Source organism: Lysobacter enzymogenes (assembly GCF_017168095.1).
GTDB classification, from domain to species: Bacteria; Pseudomonadota; Gammaproteobacteria; order Xanthomonadales; family Xanthomonadaceae; genus Lysobacter; species Lysobacter enzymogenes_D.
Map to the genome: position 1 here is coordinate 9,323 of NZ_LXSD01000408.1, position 16,871 is coordinate 26,193.

Genomic DNA, 16,871 nt, shown 5'->3' on the forward strand with positions numbered 1-16,871 from the left:
CGGCGGTCGGGTTTCGCGGCAAGTCGGATTCACCGCGCCTCTCCAAGCCGTCATCCCCGCGAATGCGGGGATCCAGAGACGTCAGAGCCATCCCGCGATGGAGCCCTGGATGCCCGCCTTCGCGGGCATGACGGCATGAGGGGTTTCGCGGCGGTTGGGTTTCGCGGCAAGTCGGATTCACCGCGCCTCTCCAAGCCGTCATCCCCGCGAACGCGGGGATCCAGAGACTTCAGAGCCATGCCCGGAACGGTAAGCACGCGACCTCCTTGTCCATTGCACCCACCCACTACGAATCCACCACCCCGCCGCATCCCGACCACACTCCAGGCGCCACTCGCACCCACCCCATCCCTCCCGGCACCCGCATCGCGTCCGTCGGGCAGGCATTGCCAGTCCGCATTCACGCGGCCATCATGCCTACGGTTCGCATCCCTACTGCGACGGCCGTACCCAAAGAAAGTGCCGTACTACCCCGGCAGGGCCCACCCTTCACCCCGCCGGACGCGCATTCAGGCTGTTCAGTGTCGCTGGGCGCACCGCGCCCGCGCCGCGATCCGGATGAAGGGCCAAATTCGTCACAATGTGCCACTATCCGCTCATGGCCACGCGTGAACGTCTCCCGCCCTGGCACGAACGCCAGCGCCTCCCCAACGGACGCGAAGTCCTGATCCGTCCGGTCAGGCCCGAGGACGCAGAACCCTTGCGCGCCGGCTTCGCCCTGCTCCAGCCCGACGAGGTGCGCCAGCGCTTCCTCTACGCGCTCAAGGAGCTCACCCCCGAGATGGCCGAGCGCTTCACCCGGGTCGATCCGCGCACCGAGTTCGCCCTGGTCGCGGCCGAGCCGCTGCCGCCGGGCGAGGCCCTGGTCGGCGCGGTGGCGCGGGTCGCCATCGACGAGCGCACCCAGGACGCCGAGTTCGCGATCCTGGTCAGCCGCTATATCGCCAACATGGGCCTGGGCCGCTATCTGATGACCCGGCTGGTGAAGTGGGCGCGCGGCAAGAAGGTGCACCGGCTGTACGGCGATGTGTTCGAACACAACACGCCGATGCTGTCGCTGGCGCAATCGCTGGGCTTCGAACGCGAGTTCCACCAGGACTCGCCGGGCCTGATCCGGGTGTCGCTGGACCTGCGCAACAAGCCGGCCCCGGCCGAAGGCGCCGCCGGCGCCTGAGCGCTCCCCGCAGTGCCGTCCGCCGCCGCGCGCGGCGACGGACGGCTGCGCTCATCGCGCAACGCTCATCCCGCAAGGCTCAGGGCTCGGTGCCCGGAGGCGCCGCGCACGGCATGTACGAATACGTCTTCTGGCTCGTACGCCGTCCCCACGGCAACGGCATCGGCGAGCCCTCCGGGCACACCCCGTCGACATCGCCGCCGACCGCTTCGCCTTCGAACCAGTACGTGGTGATCAGCAGCTTGCCGTTGGGCACCACCGGCCCGGCCAGGCCCAGCGGCGCGAACGCCGCCAAGGCGAATCCCAGCAACACCGCGTTGCGCACGCGGCAGCGCAGCGGGCGCGAAGCGCCAGCGAACTCGTTCATGGTCGTTCTCCTCTTCGATCGGATCGATGCGCCGCTCATTCGGCCTGGACAATGCCGCAGGGCAGGTAGGTGACCGTCGGCGTGCCGCCGGTGTAGCCCCAATCCAGCGGATACGGCGTGCCCGGCGGGCAATTGCCGTAATGGGTCTGGCCGTGGGCGACGCCGTTGGTGCTCCAGGTCACGATCATCCATCCGTTGTCGGGCGGATACGGCAACGCCGACAGCCCCAGCGAGAACGAACCGGCCAACGCCAGTACGGCGGCGGCGATCGACCACTTGATTGCATTGCGCTTCATCGGGCTTCTCCTTAGCGTCGGCACGCCATCGGCCTGCGCGGGCGCGGGCCGGGAACGATGGATGCGTCCGGCGCCGATCCGGCGCGTCCGCGGTGCCCTGGTTGATTCGGCGTCCCCTGCCTCCATCTCAGACACACTGCATTCGAACCGGAGACGCGGCCGCGCCCGATAAGCGCAGCCCGCCTCCGCCGCCATGCATCGCAGCGCGGACCGCAACGCGCCGCGCCTGCCCTCGGCCGCGCACCCCATTGCGGACGGCCTGCGCCCGGTATAGCGCGTTGCGCCCCCCCGCTTCCGCGACCGCGGACGCAAAGCGCGCGATTCCTGCGCGACGTATCCCTTTACACTAGCCGCCCTCTATGCCCCCGACTTCCGCATCCGTGTCCCTGCTGCCCAAGACCGGCCAGCAGCGCGCCTGGTGGCGCGCGCCGGCCTCGCCCTCCGCGCTGGCGTGGGCGATCGCCCGCGCCGCCGGCGAACACGACGGCCCGCTGCTGGCGGTGACCCGCGACAACCACGGCGCGCACCAGCTCGAAGCCGACCTGCGCACCTTGCTCGGCGCCGCCGGCGCGGCCGACGGCGCGCTGCCGGTGCTGCCGTTCCCGGATTGGGAGACGCTGCCCTACGACGTCTTCAGCCCGCATCCGGATATCGTTTCGCAGCGTCTGTCCGCGCTGCACCGGCTGCCCGCGCTCAAGCGCGGCATCGTGGTGGTGCCGGTGCAGACGCTGCTGCAGAAGCTGGCGCCGCTGCGGCATGTGATCGGCGGCAGTTTCGACGTGCGCGTCGGCCAGCGCCTGGATCTGGACAGCGAGAAGCGCCGGCTCGAAACCGCCGGCTACCGCAACGTGCCGCAAGTGCTCGACCCGGGGGATTTCGCCGTGCGCGGCGGCCTGCTCGATGTCTACCCGATGGGCGCGGATTCGCCGTTCCGGGTCGAACTGCTCGACGACGAGATCGAAACCATCCGCGCCTTCGATCCCGAATCGCAGCGCTCGCTCGACAAGATCGAACGCGTGCACCTGCTGCCGGGCCGCGAAGTGCCGCTGGACGAGGTGTCGCTCAAGCGCGCGCTGGACGCGCTGCGCGAGCGCTTCGACCTCGACACCCGCCGCAGCGCGCTGTACCAGGACCTCAAGGCCGGGCTGGCGCCGTCGGGCATCGAGTACTACCTGCCGCTGTTCTTCGAGCAGACCGCGAGCTTGTTCGACTACCTCGCCGGCAACGTGCTGCCGGTGATCGCCGACGGCGCGCTGGACGCGGCCGACGCGTTCTGGGCCCACACCGGCGAGCGCTACGAGCAGCGCCGCCACGACATCGAACGGCCGCTGCTGCCGCCGGACCAGCTCTACTTCACCCCGGTCGGCCTGCGCGAACGCCTCAACCAGGGCGAGCGCATCGAACTGTGCGGCGAGCAGCACCCGCAGCGCGCGCGCGCATTGGCGCTGGGCGAGCAGCCCGCGCCGAGCCTGCCGGTGGCCGCGCGCGACGCCGCGCCGGCCGAGGCGCTCAAATCGTTCCTGTCGAATTATCCCGGCCGCGTGCTGATCGCCGCCGACAGCGCCGGCCGCCGCGAGGCGTTGCTGGAAGTGCTGCAATCCGCCGGCCTGCGCCCCGAGGTCGTCGCCGACTGGAGCGCGTTCCGCGACGGCGCCGCGCGCTTCGCCATCGCGGTGGCGCCGCTGGACGACGGCTTCGCCATCGACGAACCGGCGCTGGCGATCCTGACCGAACGCCAGCTGTTCCCCGAGCGCGCCTCGCAGCCGCGCCGGCGCAAGCGCGTCGGCCGCGAGCCCGAGGCGATCATCCGCGACCTGGGCGAGCTGTCGGAAGGCGCGCCGATCGTGCACGAGGACCACGGCGTCGGCCGTTACCGCGGCCTGATCGTGCTCGAAGCCGGCGGCCAGCCCGGCGAATACCTGGAGATCGAATACGCCAAGGGCGACCGCCTGTACGTGCCGGTCGCGCAGTTGCACCTGATCAGCCGCTACTCCGGCGCCTCGGTGGAGACCGCGCCGCTGCATTCGCTCGGCGGCGAGCAATGGACGAAGGCCAAGCGCAAGGCCGCGGAAAAAGTCCGCGACGTCGCCGCCGAACTGCTGGAAATCCAGGCCAAGCGTCAGGCCCGCGCCGGCCTGGCGCTGGACGTGGACCGGGCCATGTACGAACCCTTCGCCGCGGCGTTCCCGTTCGAGGAAACGCCCGACCAGCACGCCTCGATCGAGGCGGTGATCCGCGACCTCGGCAGCAGCCAGCCGATGGACCGCGTGGTCTGCGGCGACGTCGGTTTCGGCAAGACCGAAGTCGCCGTGCGCGCGGCCTTCGTCGCCGCCGCGGCCGGCAAGCAGGTCGCGGTGCTGGTGCCGACCACGCTGCTGGCCGAGCAGCATTACCGCAATTTCCGCGACCGCTTCGCCGACTGGCCGCTCAAGGTCGAGGTGCTGTCGCGCTTCAAGACCAGCAAGGAGATCAAGGCCGAGCTGGAGAAGCTCAGCGAAGGCAAGATCGACGTGGTCGTCGGCACCCATCGCCTGTTGCAGAACGACGTGCGCTTCAAGGACCTGGGCCTGGTCATCGTCGACGAGGAACAGCGTTTCGGCGTGCGCCAGAAGGAAGCGCTCAAGGCGCTGCGCGCCAACGTGCACCTGCTGACGCTCACCGCCACGCCGATCCCGCGCACGCTCAACATGGCCATGGCCGGCCTGCGCGACCTGAGCATCATCGCCACTCCGCCCGCGCATCGCCTGGCGGTGCAGACCTTCGTCGTGCCGTGGGACGACATGCAACTGCGCGAAGCGTTCCAGCGCGAGCTCTCGCGCGGCGGCCAGGTCTATTTCCTGCACAACGACGTCGAGAGCATCGGCCGCATGAAGCGCCAGCTCGAAGAGCTGGTGCCGGAAGCGCGCATCGGCATCGCCCACGGCCAGATGGCCGAGCGCGAGCTGGAGAGCGTGATGCTCGACTTCCACAAGCAGCGCTTCAACGTGCTGCTGTGCACGACCATCATCGAGTCGGGCATCGACATTCCCAACGCCAACACCATCATCATGAACCGCGCCGACAAGTTCGGCCTCGCGCAGTTGCATCAGCTGCGCGGCCGGGTCGGCCGCTCGCACCATCGCGCCTATGCGTATCTGGTGATTCCGGATCAGCGCTCGATCACCGCCGACGCGCAAAAGCGCCTGGAGGCGATCGCCTCGATGGACGAACTCGGCGCCGGCTTCACCCTGGCCACCCACGATCTGGAAATCCGCGGCGCCGGCGAACTGCTCGGCGAGGACCAGAGCGGGCAGATGGCCGAAGTCGGCTTCAGCCTGTACACCGAACTGCTGGAGCGCGCGGTGCGCTCGATCCGGCAGGGCAAGCTGCCGGACGTGGATTCCGCCGAGGCGCGCGGCGCCGAGGTCGAACTGCACATTCCGGCGCTGATCCCCGAGGACTACCTGCCCGACGTGCACACCCGCCTGACCCTGTACAAGCGCGTCAGCGGCGCGCGCAGCAGCGAGGAACTGCGCGAGCTGCAGGTGGAGATGATCGACCGCTTCGGCCTGCTGCCGGACGCGGCCAAGCATCTGTTCGCGGTGGCCGAACTCAAGCTCGGCGCGACCGCGCTGGGCATCCGCAAGCTCGACCTCGGCGACAAGGGCGGCCGCCTGCAGTTCGTCGAGCGCCCCAACGTGGATCCGATGTCGATCATCAAGATGATCCAGGGCCAGCCCAAGCTCTACCAGATGGACGGCCCGGACAAGCTGCGGATCAAGCTGGAGCTGCCCGACGCGCCGGCGCGGCTGGCGGCGGCGAAGGGGCTGTTGATGCTGCTCGATACCAAGCATTGAGCCACGCGCGGCGCGAATGGCGCGCCGCGGGTGGATGGCAGCGGGAGCACGAGCTCGCGTCGTAAGCGAAGTGTCGCGGTCGCGGCTCGCGCCGCTCCTACAGGGCCAGCACCGCAGCGACGAAACCCGCGTGCGCCCCCTGTAGGAGCGGCGCAAGCCGCGACCGCGCCCCCACCCGTTCCCGCCGCAAGCGCGAGGCTGCGACCGCCGCCAACCCGCCCCAGTACAAAAAGCACTGCCGCCGCCCCCGCCGCGCCGCTAGCCTCAGCGCACCCACCACCCGAGCCCCGCGCATGCGCCGCCTCTCGCTTCCGCTCGCCGCCCTGCTGCTGACCATCGCCATGCCCACCCTCGCCGCCCCGCCGCTCAAGACCCAGCTCACCCAGCGCACCGTGCTCAACCTCGCCGCGGCCGAGCAGATCGCCGCGGCCGCCGCGGCCAAGGCGCGCGAGCAAAACCTCACCGTGTCCATCGCCATCGTCGACGAAGCCGGCCGCCTCATGCACTTCCAGCGCATGGACGGCACGCCCAACTCCAGCGTCGAGGTCGCCATCGGCAAGGCCGTGCACGCGGCCGATTACCGCCGCGACAGCGGCTTCCATCAGAAGCTGCTGGAAGGCGGCAACAATGTCGTGCTCGCGCTGCCGCATTCGCTGCCGATCGAAGGCGGCGTGCGCCTGCTGCTCGACGGCCAGGTGATCGGCGGCATCGGCGTGTCCGGCGCGCAGGCGGCGCAGGACGGGCAGATCGCGCAGGCCGGCGCCGACTTGCTGAAGTGAGCGGCGCACGCGGTCGCGAACTGCCGCTTATGTCGCGATGAAGCCCTGGATGCCCGCCTTCGCGGGCATGACGTCGGGTGAGTGCGCGGCGTCTGCGCGGCGTCGCCTCCAGACCGTCATCCCCGCGAAAGCGGGGATCCAGAGACTTCAGCGTCATGCCACGGCCGAGCGCACAGCCGCGCTGCAGTAAACTGGCGTCTTCGCGCCCGCCTGGAGCCGCCATGCACGCCGTCGCCGCCACTCTCGTTTCCGCCGCGCTGCTGGCCGCGCTCGCCGGCTGCGCCACTGCGCCGTCCGCGCAGACATCGCCCGCGACGCGCTACATCGTCGTGCGCCATGCCGAAAAGGCCGACGACGGCACCCGCGATCCCGACCTCGCCCCGGCCGGCCGCGAGCGCGCGCAGAGCCTCGCCGCGCGCCTGCGCGAAGAACCGCTGCGCGCGGTCTACGTCACCGCCTACCGCCGGACCTTGCAGACCGGCGAACCGACCGCGCGCGAACACGGCCTGGCGCCCGTCGTCTACGACGCCAGGCGCGCGCCGGCCGAGTTCGCCGCGCAGTTGCGCCGCGAGCACCGCGACGGCGCCGTGCTCGTGGTCGGCCACAGCAACACCGCGCCCGATATCGCCGCCGCGCTGTGCGCCTGCACGGTGGAACCGATGCCGGAGACCGAATACAACCGGCGCATGATCGTCGACTTCGACGCGCAGGGCCGGGCGACGCTGCGGATCGAGCGCGATCGCTGATCGAGCGGCTGGTGTCGCCGGGCCGCATGCCGCGAGCTACGGGCGTACGGGCGTACGGGCGTACGGGCGTACGGGCGTATGGGCGTGTGGGCGGGCGCGCGGATGCGCGGATGCGCGGATGCTCAAGCTTGCGCGTGCATACGTGCATACGTGCAAGCCTGCACAAACGATCCCATGCCGACGAACGCACGCAAGCGCTCGCCGCCGACTTACCGGCGATTGACAACGATCAGCGACGCCGCGCACACCCATCGCACCCGCAACTGGACGCCGCAGCGTGGATCGCCGAGGATCGCGCCGACGCGCACCGCGCCGCGACGGTCCGCGACGCACATCCGCGCAGCCGCGCGACGCCGCCACCAGGAGCCCACCGCATGAAACTCGCCCCGTTCGCCGTCTCGCTCGCCTGCGCGCTCGCGCTGTCCGCCTGCGCCCACGCCGGCGGCGCCGGCCGCACCCTCGCCGCCGGGCAATCGACGCAGCTGCGCCCCGGCGACAGCGTGGCCCTGCCCGACCGCTCGCGCCTGCGCTTCGTCGAAATCGTCAACGACTCGCGCTGCCGGCCCGGCCTGCAATGCATCCGCGCCGGCGAAGCGGTGCTGGCGTTCGAACTGAGCGGCGGCGACGGCGCCAAGACCGCATTGTCGTTCGATACCTCCGCAGCGCAGCCGCGCCAGCGCGCCGGCGCGTGGACGCTGGAACTGCAGTCGCTGGATTTCGCCGAGCCGCCGCAGGCGACGGTGAAGCTCGAGGCTGAATAACCCCGCGATCCGGGCGAAAAGCGTCGGGCCTGAAGGCCCTCCCACAAAAGCAGTCCTGCCTCTCCAGAGCCAATGCGACCGCTCTTGTGGGAGGGCCTTCAGGCCCGACGCCTTTCGTCCAAGTCGCGGCACCACCGCATCCCCTGCAACACCGAGTTGCGCCCCCGGTTGCAAGATTGCAGCCAGGACGTGCCAATCTGCAGCCATCTGTCCTGCAGGAGATCACGTCCATGACCACGATCGTCGCCCCGCGCGTCCACGACCTCGGCGGCTTCCAGGTGCGCCGCGCCGTGCCCAGCCTGCAGGCCCGTTCGGTCGGGCCGTTCGTGTTCGTCGATCACATGGGCCCGGCCGAATTCGCGCCCGGCCAGGGCATCGACGTGCGTCCGCATCCGCACATCGGCCTGGCCACGGTCACCTTCCTGTGGTCCGGCGCGATCGGCCACCGCGACACCCTCGGCAGCGTCCAGGACATCCATCCCGGCGACGTCAACTGGATGACCGCCGGACGCGGCATCGCCCATTCCGAACGCACCCCCGACGCGCCGCGCGCGGCCGGCCAGGCCGTGCACGGGCTGCAGACCTGGGTGGCGCTGCCGCGTTCGTTCGAGGAAACCGCGCCGGCGTTCCACCACCACGCCGCCGCGACCCTGCCGCAGCAGCGCCGCGACGGCGCCTGGCTGCGCATCGTCGCCGGCCGCGGCTTCGGCGCCGAATCGCCGGTGCGGGTGTTCGCCGACACCTTGTATGTCGCCATCGACCTCGACCCCGAGGCCGAGCTGGACATCGAGGACAGCCATGCCGAACGCGCCCTTTACATCCTGGAGGGCCAGTCCCAACTCGACGGCGCCGACCTGCCGGAGAAGCACCTGGTCGTGCTCGACCCGGGCACCCGCCCGCGCCTGCGCGCCAAGACCCCGCTCAAGGCCATGCTGCTCGGCGGCGAGCCGCTCGACGGCCCGCGCCACCTGTGGTGGAACTTCGTATCCAGCTCGCGCGAGCGGATCGAACAGGCCAAGCAGGACTGGGCCGAAGGCCGCTTCGGCCAGATCCCCGGCGAGCACGAATTCATCCCGCTGCCGGAGCGATGATTTTTCCTAATCTGCTCTATGACTTTGCATAAGCGTTTGTCAATCCCCGCAAACTCGACTAAGGTCACGGTCGAGGGCTATCGCAACACTGTTTAAACCAACATCCGGTTTTCAGGGGGACGTGTCGTGAAGTCATGGGGTCAGGGCCGCGCGTTGCCGTGGCTGGGGTTGCTGTTCGTTTTGTGCGCCGCGGCGAAGGCCCAGGAGGCCCCGCCGGCGCAGGGCAATTGCCCGATGCTGCCGGCGTCGACCGGGCTGCACTGGGAATACCGCGGCACCGCCGACACCGATTTCTGCCGCGCGCTGCGCGAGGACGGCAGCGAGGCGTTCGGCCTGTACATCGCATCCAAGCAACCGTTCGAGCCCAAGCGCGGCAACCGCGCCGAAGACGCGACCATCGACGGCAAGCAAGTGCACTGGTACCGCAGCGAAATCGCCGGCAAACCGGACGTGCAGGCGCGCGAGACCCTGATCGAGGTCGGCAACGGCAAGATCGCGCACGTGTGGCTGCAGGCGCAGTCGGCCGATCAGCTCAAGGAGGTCCTCGGCCAGACCGAGGGCTTGCGATTTCAGTCGTCCCGACTGAGCAGCAAGTAAACCGCCTCATCACATCGCAAATGATCCGATGCCACCGTCCTTGGGCGGTGGCATTGTTTTGCCGGTTCAGGGGCCAATTGTGTGACGGATTGCACATTTTCCCCGGTTCGCGCAGCATGAGAATCGGCCTGGCTGAACAGGGTCCGCGTCAACGCCGCTCCCTGCTGAACAGGCGCGATCGTCGATCCCGGGGCCGCCGGTCTCTCGCAAGAGAGTCGCTCAACCCTCTTTAAGGAACGACATCATGATCAAGCGACTGGGTGCGGAGTTCATCGGTACCTTCTGGCTGGTGCTCGGCGGTTGCGGCAGCGCGGTGCTCGCGGCCAACTTCGGCGGCGCCGGCAATCCGCTCGGCATCGGCCTGCTCGGCGTGGCCCTGGCCTTCGGCCTGACCGTGCTGACCGGCGCCTATGCGCTGGGCCATATCTCCGGCGGCCACTTCAATCCGGCGGTGAGTTTCGGCCTGTGGGCCGGCGGCCGTTTCCCGGCCAGGGACCTGCTGCCCTACATCGTCGCCCAGGTGCTCGGCGCGATCCTCGCCGGCTTCGTCCTGTTCCACATCGCCAGCGGCACCGGCAGCTTCAGCATCGACCCCAACGCCGCCGGCACCTTCGCCAGCAACGGCTACGACCTGATGTCGCCGGGCGGCTATTCGGCGGCCTCGGCGTTCCTGACCGAAGTGGTGATGACCGCGATGTTCCTGGTGATCATCCTCGGCGCGACCCACAAGAACGCGCCGGCCGGCTTCGCCCCGATCGCGATCGGCCTGGGCCTGACCCTGATCCACCTGATCAGCATCCCGGTGACCAACACCTCGGTGAACCCGGCCCGCTCCACCGGCGTGGCGCTGTTCGCCGGCGCCGCGGCGCTGAGCCAGTTGTGGATGTTCTGGGTGGCGCCGATCCTCGGCGGCCTGATCGGCGGCGCGGTGTATCGCTGGCTGGGCAAGGACGATTGATCGTTCGCCTGCGTCGAAGAAAGCCGCGCCGATGCGCGGCTTTTTTCTTGGCGGATCGTCACTCGTAATCACGAGACGGCGTGCAGGTCCGCGTGCCGCGGTGGCTTGCTCGATTGCGGGTGAAGACAAGCGAACATCCGACGCTTCCGTCAGCGAGCGGCCGGCGCGTCCAGGCCAACGCATCGGCCTCGCGCAGCCGGCCCGAGTCGACATCCGCGAAATTGCGCGCCACGCGGAAAAATGCGGCGCGCAACGAGAAGGCCACGCCGAAACGTGGCCTTCCTGCTTTGCCTTCGTGCCCGGCCTCGTTCTCGCGCCGCAACCGCGCGCCTTAGAACTTGCCTTCCTGGAAATCTACGAACGCCTGCATGATTTCCTGCTTGGTGTTCATCACGAACGGGCCGTAGCGCGCCACCGGCTCGCGCAGCGGGCGGCCGGCGACCACGATCAGGCGGCTGCCGCGGCCGCCGTCGGCGAGCTTGAGCGTCGAACCGCCGGCGAGCACCGCCATTTCCTGCGCCTCGACGATGCGCGCATCGTCGCCGTCGCCGAGCGATACGCCGCCCTCGTAGACGTAGGCGAACGCGTTGTGGCCTTCGGGCAGTTCGTATTCCCAGGCCGCGCCGGACTGCAGTTCGACGTCGATGTAGACCGGGTCGGTCGCCGGCTGGCGGATCGGCCCGCGCACGTCGCCGATCTGCCCGGCGATCAGCTTGACCTGCACGCCTGCGGCCGGCGCGAGCTGGACGATGCGCTCCGGCGCGAACTCCTGGTACTTGGGCTCGGTCATCTTCTCGCGCGCCGGCAGGTTCACCCACAGCTGGAAGCCGCGCATGCGGCCTTCTTCCTGCTCGGGCATCTCCGAATGCACCAGGCCGCGGCCGGCGGTCATCCACTGCACGCTGCCGGGCACCAGCACGCCTTCGTTGCCGTGGTTGTCGCGATGGCGCATGCGGCCGTCGAGCATGTAGGTCACCGTCTCGAAGCCGCGGTGCGGGTGCTCGGGGAAGCCGGCGAGGTAGTCCTCGGGCCGGTCGGTGCCGAACTCGTCGAGCAGCAGGAACGGGTCCAGGTCGGGCAGCTGCGGCCCGCCGATGACGCGGGTCAGGCGCACGCCGGCGCCGTCGGACGTGGCCTGGCCGCGCAGCTTGCGGCCGACGCGGGCGTAAGTGGTGGCGGTGGTGGCCATGGACCTTGCTCCAAAAGATCGCCGGATTGGCGCTGGGGCTAGGATGCCATTACATTTTCAGAACGATATAGCCAAATCCGCAATCATCCGTAACAAAAACAGAACGAAAGCGGCCGGAGCCCCTGTAGGAGCGGCGCAAGCCGCGACCGCGAAAACCCAACTACGCCGAAACCTCCGCCGCGAGCGGCCACCCCGCAGTCGCGGCTCGCGCCGCTCCTGCAGGGGGCCTTCGGCGGTTACGGCGTGGCGGGTTCGCGGGTGTAGACGTAGACCGTCGCCGGCGGCACGTTGCGCAGCACGAATTCGCCGCGGCGCACGCGCAGCGACAGCTGCCGCGCCACTGCGTCGGCCACCGGCGCGGCCGGGCCGTAGGTGAACTGCACGAACACGCCGTCCGGGCGCAGGCACTGGAACGCGGCGGCGAGAATGTCGCGCTGCAACGGGTGCGGCATGGTCAGCAGGCCCAGCCCGGACACGATCGCGTCGGCCGGGCCGGCGGCCAGATAGCCCTGCTCGCGCGCCAGCGCCGGCAGCATGCGCGCGTCGCCGAGCAGCACCGGCACCTGCGGGAAGCGCAGTCGCAGGTGCGCGTGCAGTTCCTCGTTGAGTTCGAGCACCAGCAGGTCCGAATCGCGGATGCCGGCGTCGAGCAGGGCGCGGGTGATCGCGCCGGTGCCGCCGCCGAGTTCGATCACGCGCGCGGCGTTGTCGGGCAGTTCGGCGATCATCGCCGCGGCCAGTTCCGCGCTCGACGGCGCCACCGCCGCGACCCGCAGCGGGTTCTTCAGCCACTGGCGGAAGAAGGTCCAGGCGCCGGGCTTGGGGTGGGCTTTCATGCGCGGCTCCCGGCGGGCCGGCGCTTGCGCGCATCCGGGCGAGCGGTGACGCGCGTGCCGCGGCGCACGGCCATCAACGCGGCTCCAGGCGCCAGCAACGGTGGATGCGCGCGTCGCGTTCGAAGTCGGGCGGGATCGTCGCCGCGGTGATCTCCTCGCAGCGGGCGAACTGCGCGATCGCCTCGCTGTCGAGGCGGAAGCGGCGGAAGTTGTTGGAGAAGTACAGCACGCCGTTGTCGGCCAGCCGCGCCACCGCCGCGCGCAGCAGCCGCACGTGTTCGCGCTGGATGTCGAAATCGTCGGCGCGCGCGGAGTTGGAGAAGGTCGGCGGGTCGCAGAAGATCAGGTCGAAGCGGCCGCGCTCGGCTTCCAGCCAGGCGAGCGCGTCGGCGTGGATGAGCTGGTGCTGGGCGCCGCCGAGGCCGTTCTCGCGCAGGTTGTCGGCGCACCATTGCAGATAGGTCGCCGACAGGTCGACGGTGACGGTCTGCACCGCGCCGCCGACCGCGGCCTGGACCGTGGCCGCGCCGGTGTAGGCGAACAGGTTGAGGAAGCGCTTGCCGCGCGCGTGTTCGGCGATGCGCAGGCGGATCGGCCGGTGATCGAGGAACAGGCCGGTGTCGAGATAATCGAACAGGTTCACGCGCAGGCGCGCGGCGCCCTCGCGCACCGGCACGAACTCGCCGCGCTGGTCGAACTGGCCGTACTTGCTGCCGCCCTTGCCGCGCGCGCGGGTCTTGACCGCGATGCGCTCGCGCGGCACCTCGAACACTTCGCGCGCGGCCGCCAGCAGTTCGTTGCGGCGGCGGCGCTGGTCGGCTTCGGGGATGTCGGCGGGCGCGGCGTATTCCTGCACGTGCAGATAGACGCGCGGCGCGGCTTCGTCGCTGGCGTAGACGTCGATGGCCGCGGCGTATTCGGGCAGGTCGGCGTCGTAGGCGCGGAAGCAGCTCACGCCTTCGCGCTGGCGCCAGGACTTGAGCTTGCGCAGGTTCTTGCGCAGGCGGTTGGCGACCATCTGCGCGCCTTCGCTGAGCGGCTGCGGCGCGGCGTCTTGCTCCTTGGCGCGCTGTTCGGCGTGGCCGATGCGGGCGATGGGATCGCAGACGATCAGCGCGCATTCGATCGCGCCGTTGAACACTTGGTATTTCTTGCTCGCGCGCAGGCCGGTGGCCTGGGCCAGCGCGGGATCGCCGCACAGCAGGCTGGCGCGCCAGGACGGGACCAGGCGCTTGAGCGCTTCGCCGAGGGCGCGGTAGAGCGCGGGGTCGGCGGCGAGGCGGGCGTCGTAGGGGGGGTTGCAGACGGCGAGGCCAACTGGGGTAGCCGAATTCCCAACCGCCAGCGCTCCACCAGCGAAGCCACGTTCTTCCCCGGCGCTCTTTTCCATCCCACCGCCGGATCCGTCGCGATGAAGCCCTGGATCCCCGCCTTCGCGGGGATGACGGCTGGAAGGATGTGCTTCGGCTTGCGACGCAGCATCCGCCCGCAACGGCTCGGGCACCGCCTGCAGCGATTCCACCGCCGCCACGTCCCAGCGGATCAACCCCGCCAGTCCCGCCATCGCCTCGTTCTCGCGCGCCGCGCGGATCGCCTGCGGATCGATATCGCTGCCGGCGAACACCGGCCGCAGCGCGGTCAGACCGGCGGTTTCGCGCGAACGCGCTTCGTCGCACAACGCGCGCCAGCCGGCGAAATCGAAGCCGCGCCAGCGCGTCGGCGGCAACAAGCCGTGACGCAGCAGGCCCGGGGCGACGTCGGCGGCCATCAGCGCGCCTTCGATCAGCAGCGTGCCGCTGCCGCACATCGGGTCGAACAGCGCGCCGCCTTGCGCGTACACCTTCGGCCACTGGCCGCGCAGCAGCACCGCCGCGGCGAGGTTCTCCTTCAGCGGCGCCTCGCCCTGGTGCTGGCGCCAGCCGCGCCGGTGCAGCGGGCCGCCGCCGAGGTCGATCGACAGCACCGCGCGGCCCTTGCGCACCACCAGGTTCAAGCGCAGGTCCGGCGCTTCGGTGTCGACGTCCGGACGCGCGCCGGTGCGCGCGCGCATCACGTCGACCACCGCGTCCTTGACCCGCTGCGCGGCGTAGCGCGCGTGGGTGATCGCCTCGCCGGAGACGTGCGCGTCCACCGCCAGGGTGTGCACCGCTTCCAGGTGGTCCGGCCACGAAACCGCGGCCACGCCGGCGTACAGCGCGTGTTCGTCGGGGCAGTCGAATTCGGCGATCGGCCACAGCACGCGGCTGGCCAGGCGCGACCACAGCACCGCGCGCTGGGCGTCGGCGAGCGTGCCCTCGACGTTGGCGCCGGCGGTGGCGGCGGTGGCGCGCTGGCAACCCAATGCGGCCAACTCGTCGGCCAGCAGGTATTCCAGGCCCTTGCCGCAACTTGCGTAGAACTTGCTCATGCGTTTACAGACTCTGCAACAGGCGGCGGAAAGCGGAGGCGCTGGCCTCGACATGCGTAGACAGGCGGTGGTTGTCGTCGACCAGCAGCAGGCGCGCGCGGCGCGGCTGCGCCCAGGCCACCACCTCGGCGGCGGGGATCAGTTCGTCGTCCCAGCCGTGGACGATGCTCAGCGGCACCGGCGCGGCCTGCAGCGCCGGCGCCGGGCCCATGTGGATCGGCGGCGCCATCAGGAACAGCCCGGCCGGCCGCACCTGCATCGACACCGCGCCGGAGATGTAGGCGCCCAGGCTAGAGCCGGCCAGCACCACCGGCCCGCGCCCGGCGGCTTCGCGCGCCAGCGCGAGCAGGCGCTCGATGCGCGCGTACACGTCGCCGTAAGGGCTGACGTCGCTGCGCGCGTCCAGGTCGGTGTAGTCGGGACGCTCGGCGGTCCAGCCCACGCTTTGCGCGGCCTCGGCCAAGGCGGTCACCTTGGCGGCGTCGGGGCCGCTTTCGAAGCCATGAGACAGAATGCAGTGTCCGGTAACGATCATCTTTGAGCCGAAAGTGAGGAGTGGCGGTTCGCGCCGGAATCAGGCCTCGGGTCCGCGCCGACGCCGAGCGGTCCCAGGCGCCGGCGCAGCGGCCGCCGGTCGTGTCCGCAGCGCAGCGCGCCAATGCGCGGTGCGCCGGTCGGCGCGCTCAAGCCGCCGCATCGCCGGCCGGCACCAGCGCATCGCCGCGGCGGATCCGGCCGCCTTGCACGATCCGCGCGCACCAGCCGCCGTGGCCGCGCATCGCGTTGTAGCCGCCCGGACCCAGCGCGGCTTCCATCAGCGAGCACGGATCGCAGGGCTCGGTGGTCTCCAGCAGCGCCTCGCCGAGACGGAAACGCCGCCCCTTGAGCGCGATCAGCGGCAAGCCCGAGACGACGATGTTGCGGCGCAAGGCGGCCGGCGCGACTGCGTCGAGCCCGGCCAGCGCCGCGATCGCCGGCAGGTGCTCGGCCTGGATCAGGGTGATGCCGCGCTTGCCGCTGGCGCCGCTGTAACGGTCGCCGGACAGGCCCCGGCCGGCCTCGGCCACGGCCTCGTCGACCTCGCGCATCGCCGCCCCGCGCGCCGGGCGCAGGCCGATCCACTCGACCCGTCCGGGCCGCGGCAGCGTGGCCATGAGCTTTCCTAGCGCGGAGTCGGCGGGCGGCAACGAAGGCATGGCGGAACTCCGGGCAAGGCGCGAATGGTAGCATCCGGGCCCATGCCGCCCCTGAATTTCGCCCTCGCGCCCCTGCCCTACGAGACCCGGCTGGAGCCGCGCGACCTGGCCGCGATCGACCTGGCGGTGATCCACTGCACCGAGCTGCCGGAGCTGGCGACCGCGCGCGAGTACGGCGAGCGCGTGCTGTATCCGGCCTCGGGCACCGGCAACAGCGGCCACTACTACATCGACCGCGACGGCGCGGTGCTGCGCTACGTCGCCGACGAGCGCATCGCCCACCATGTGCGCGGCTACAACCCGCGTTCGATCGGGATCGAGCTGGTCAACGCCGGGCGCTATCCGCACTGGCTGGATTCGCGCCACCAGGCGATGGACGAGCCCTACCCCGCCGCGCAGATCGACGCGCTGCTGGCGCTGCTGGCCGACCTGCGCGCGCGGCTGCCGTCGCTGCGCTGGATCGCCGGCCACGAAGACCTCGACACCGCCACCGTCGAAGCCAGCGACGATCCGGCCGTGCAGGTGCCGCGCAAGCGCGATCCCGGCCCGCGTTTCCCGTGGCCGCAGGTGCTGGCCGGCTGCGGCCTGGAGCGCCTGCGGCCCTGAGCCGGCCGCGTCGCCGCGAGCGCCGCGCCGAC

17 protein-coding genes and 2 pseudogenes are annotated in these 16,871 nt (G+C 70.6%); 10 read left to right on the forward strand and 9 right to left on the reverse strand.

From position 1 onward, the window contains the following. Positions 1–598 precede the first annotated feature (598 nt). Positions 599–1,174, forward strand: a complete 576-nt coding sequence (locus A7A76_RS17340; protein ID WP_206412377.1) for a GNAT family N-acetyltransferase — start codon at positions 599–601, stop codon at positions 1,172–1,174. Between the two features lie 79 nt (positions 1,175–1,253). On the opposite strand, the gene A7A76_RS17345 is transcribed toward A7A76_RS17340, so the two are convergent. Then, positions 1,254–1,541 (reverse strand): hypothetical protein, encoded by a 288-nt coding sequence (locus tag A7A76_RS17345; RefSeq protein WP_206412378.1) that lies wholly within the window; start codon positions 1,539–1,541, stop codon positions 1,254–1,256. A 35-nt stretch (positions 1,542–1,576) separates the two neighbouring features. Next, complete coding sequence (locus A7A76_RS17350; protein ID WP_206412379.1) at positions 1,577–1,837, reverse strand: hypothetical protein; 261 nt, start codon at positions 1,835–1,837, stop codon at positions 1,577–1,579. Between the two features lie 359 nt (positions 1,838–2,196). On the opposite strand from A7A76_RS17350, the gene mfd reads away from it, so the two are divergent. From mfd to A7A76_RS26820, 5 genes and pseudogenes are all read left to right on the forward strand, one after another. Then, positions 2,197–5,673 (forward strand): transcription-repair coupling factor, encoded by a 3,477-nt coding sequence (gene mfd, locus A7A76_RS17355; RefSeq protein WP_206412380.1) that lies wholly within the window; start codon positions 2,197–2,199, stop codon positions 5,671–5,673. A gap of 293 nt (positions 5,674–5,966) precedes the next feature. Beyond that, positions 5,967–6,452 carry a GlcG/HbpS family heme-binding protein gene (locus tag A7A76_RS17360; protein WP_206412381.1) on the forward strand — a complete coding sequence of 162 codons (486 nt, stop codon included), beginning with the start codon at positions 5,967–5,969 and terminating at the stop codon, positions 6,450–6,452. A 221-nt stretch (positions 6,453–6,673) separates the two neighbouring features. Next, on the forward strand, positions 6,674–7,198 hold the full coding sequence (locus A7A76_RS17365) for a SixA phosphatase family protein (RefSeq protein WP_206412382.1): 525 nt from the start codon (positions 6,674–6,676) through the stop codon (positions 7,196–7,198). A gap of 374 nt (positions 7,199–7,572) precedes the next feature. Then, entirely contained in the window at positions 7,573–7,959 is a 387-nt protein-coding gene (locus A7A76_RS17370) for a hypothetical protein (RefSeq protein WP_206412383.1), read from the forward strand. After that, positions 7,952–8,014 (forward strand): annotated as a pseudogene (locus A7A76_RS26820) (DUF6053 domain-containing protein); the annotation flags it as partial. The gene A7A76_RS17370 and the pseudogene A7A76_RS26820, both read left to right, overlap by 8 nt. An 18-nt stretch (positions 8,015–8,032) precedes the next feature. Here the strand turns inward: A7A76_RS26820 and A7A76_RS26825 are convergent. Beyond that, positions 8,033–8,191: pseudogene (locus tag A7A76_RS26825) on the reverse strand (DUF6053 domain-containing protein); the annotation flags it as partial. Between A7A76_RS26825 and A7A76_RS17375 the strand changes: the two are divergent. The 3 genes from A7A76_RS17375 (at position 8,190) to aqpZ (ending at position 10,605) form a co-directional block, all read left to right on the forward strand. Beyond that, the gene (locus A7A76_RS17375) at positions 8,190–9,050 is read left to right on the forward strand and encodes a pirin family protein (protein ID WP_206412384.1); all 861 of its coding nucleotides are present in this window, start codon (positions 8,190–8,192) and stop codon (positions 9,048–9,050) included. The pseudogene A7A76_RS26825 and the gene A7A76_RS17375 sit on opposite strands and share 2 nt — an antisense overlap. Positions 9,051–9,176: 126 nt before the next feature. Then, the gene (locus A7A76_RS17380; protein WP_139174656.1) at positions 9,177–9,647 is read left to right on the forward strand and encodes a hypothetical protein; all 471 of its coding nucleotides are present in this window, start codon (positions 9,177–9,179) and stop codon (positions 9,645–9,647) included. 244 nt (positions 9,648–9,891) lie between these two features. Next, on the forward strand, positions 9,892–10,605 hold the full coding sequence (gene aqpZ, locus A7A76_RS17385; protein ID WP_206412385.1) for an aquaporin Z: 714 nt from the start codon (positions 9,892–9,894) through the stop codon (positions 10,603–10,605). A gap of 58 nt (positions 10,606–10,663) precedes the next feature. Here the strand turns inward: aqpZ and A7A76_RS17390 are convergent, their stop codons facing one another. From A7A76_RS17390 to A7A76_RS17415, 6 genes are all read right to left on the reverse strand, one after another. Then, positions 10,664–10,870: a hypothetical protein gene (locus A7A76_RS17390; protein WP_206412386.1), complete on the reverse strand. Its 207-nt coding sequence runs from the start codon at positions 10,868–10,870 to the stop codon at positions 10,664–10,666. 66 nt (positions 10,871–10,936) lie between these two features. Further along, positions 10,937–11,794, reverse strand: a complete 858-nt coding sequence (locus tag A7A76_RS17395) for a pirin family protein (protein WP_206412387.1) — start codon at positions 11,792–11,794, stop codon at positions 10,937–10,939. A 236-nt stretch (positions 11,795–12,030) separates the two neighbouring features. Beyond that, positions 12,031–12,630 (reverse strand): class I SAM-dependent methyltransferase, encoded by a 600-nt coding sequence (locus A7A76_RS17400; RefSeq protein WP_206412388.1) that lies wholly within the window; start codon positions 12,628–12,630, stop codon positions 12,031–12,033. 73 nt (positions 12,631–12,703) lie between these two features. After that, entirely contained in the window at positions 12,704–15,037 is a 2,334-nt protein-coding gene (rlmKL, locus tag A7A76_RS17405) for a bifunctional 23S rRNA (guanine(2069)-N(7))-methyltransferase RlmK/23S rRNA (guanine(2445)-N(2))-methyltransferase RlmL (protein ID WP_206412389.1), read from the reverse strand. 4 nt (positions 15,038–15,041) lie between these two features. Beyond that, positions 15,042–15,569, reverse strand: a complete 528-nt coding sequence (locus A7A76_RS17410) for a hypothetical protein (protein WP_206412393.1) — start codon at positions 15,567–15,569, stop codon at positions 15,042–15,044. Between the two features lie 151 nt (positions 15,570–15,720). Then, positions 15,721–16,233 carry an MOSC domain-containing protein gene (locus A7A76_RS17415; protein ID WP_206412390.1) on the reverse strand — a complete coding sequence of 171 codons (513 nt, stop codon included), beginning with the start codon at positions 16,231–16,233 and terminating at the stop codon, positions 15,721–15,723. Positions 16,234–16,275: 42 nt separating this feature from the next. On the opposite strand from A7A76_RS17415, the gene A7A76_RS17420 reads away from it, so the two are divergent. Then, positions 16,276–16,839 (forward strand): N-acetylmuramoyl-L-alanine amidase, encoded by a 564-nt coding sequence (locus A7A76_RS17420; RefSeq protein WP_206412391.1) that lies wholly within the window; start codon positions 16,276–16,278, stop codon positions 16,837–16,839. The last annotated feature ends 32 nt before the right edge of the window (positions 16,840–16,871 follow it).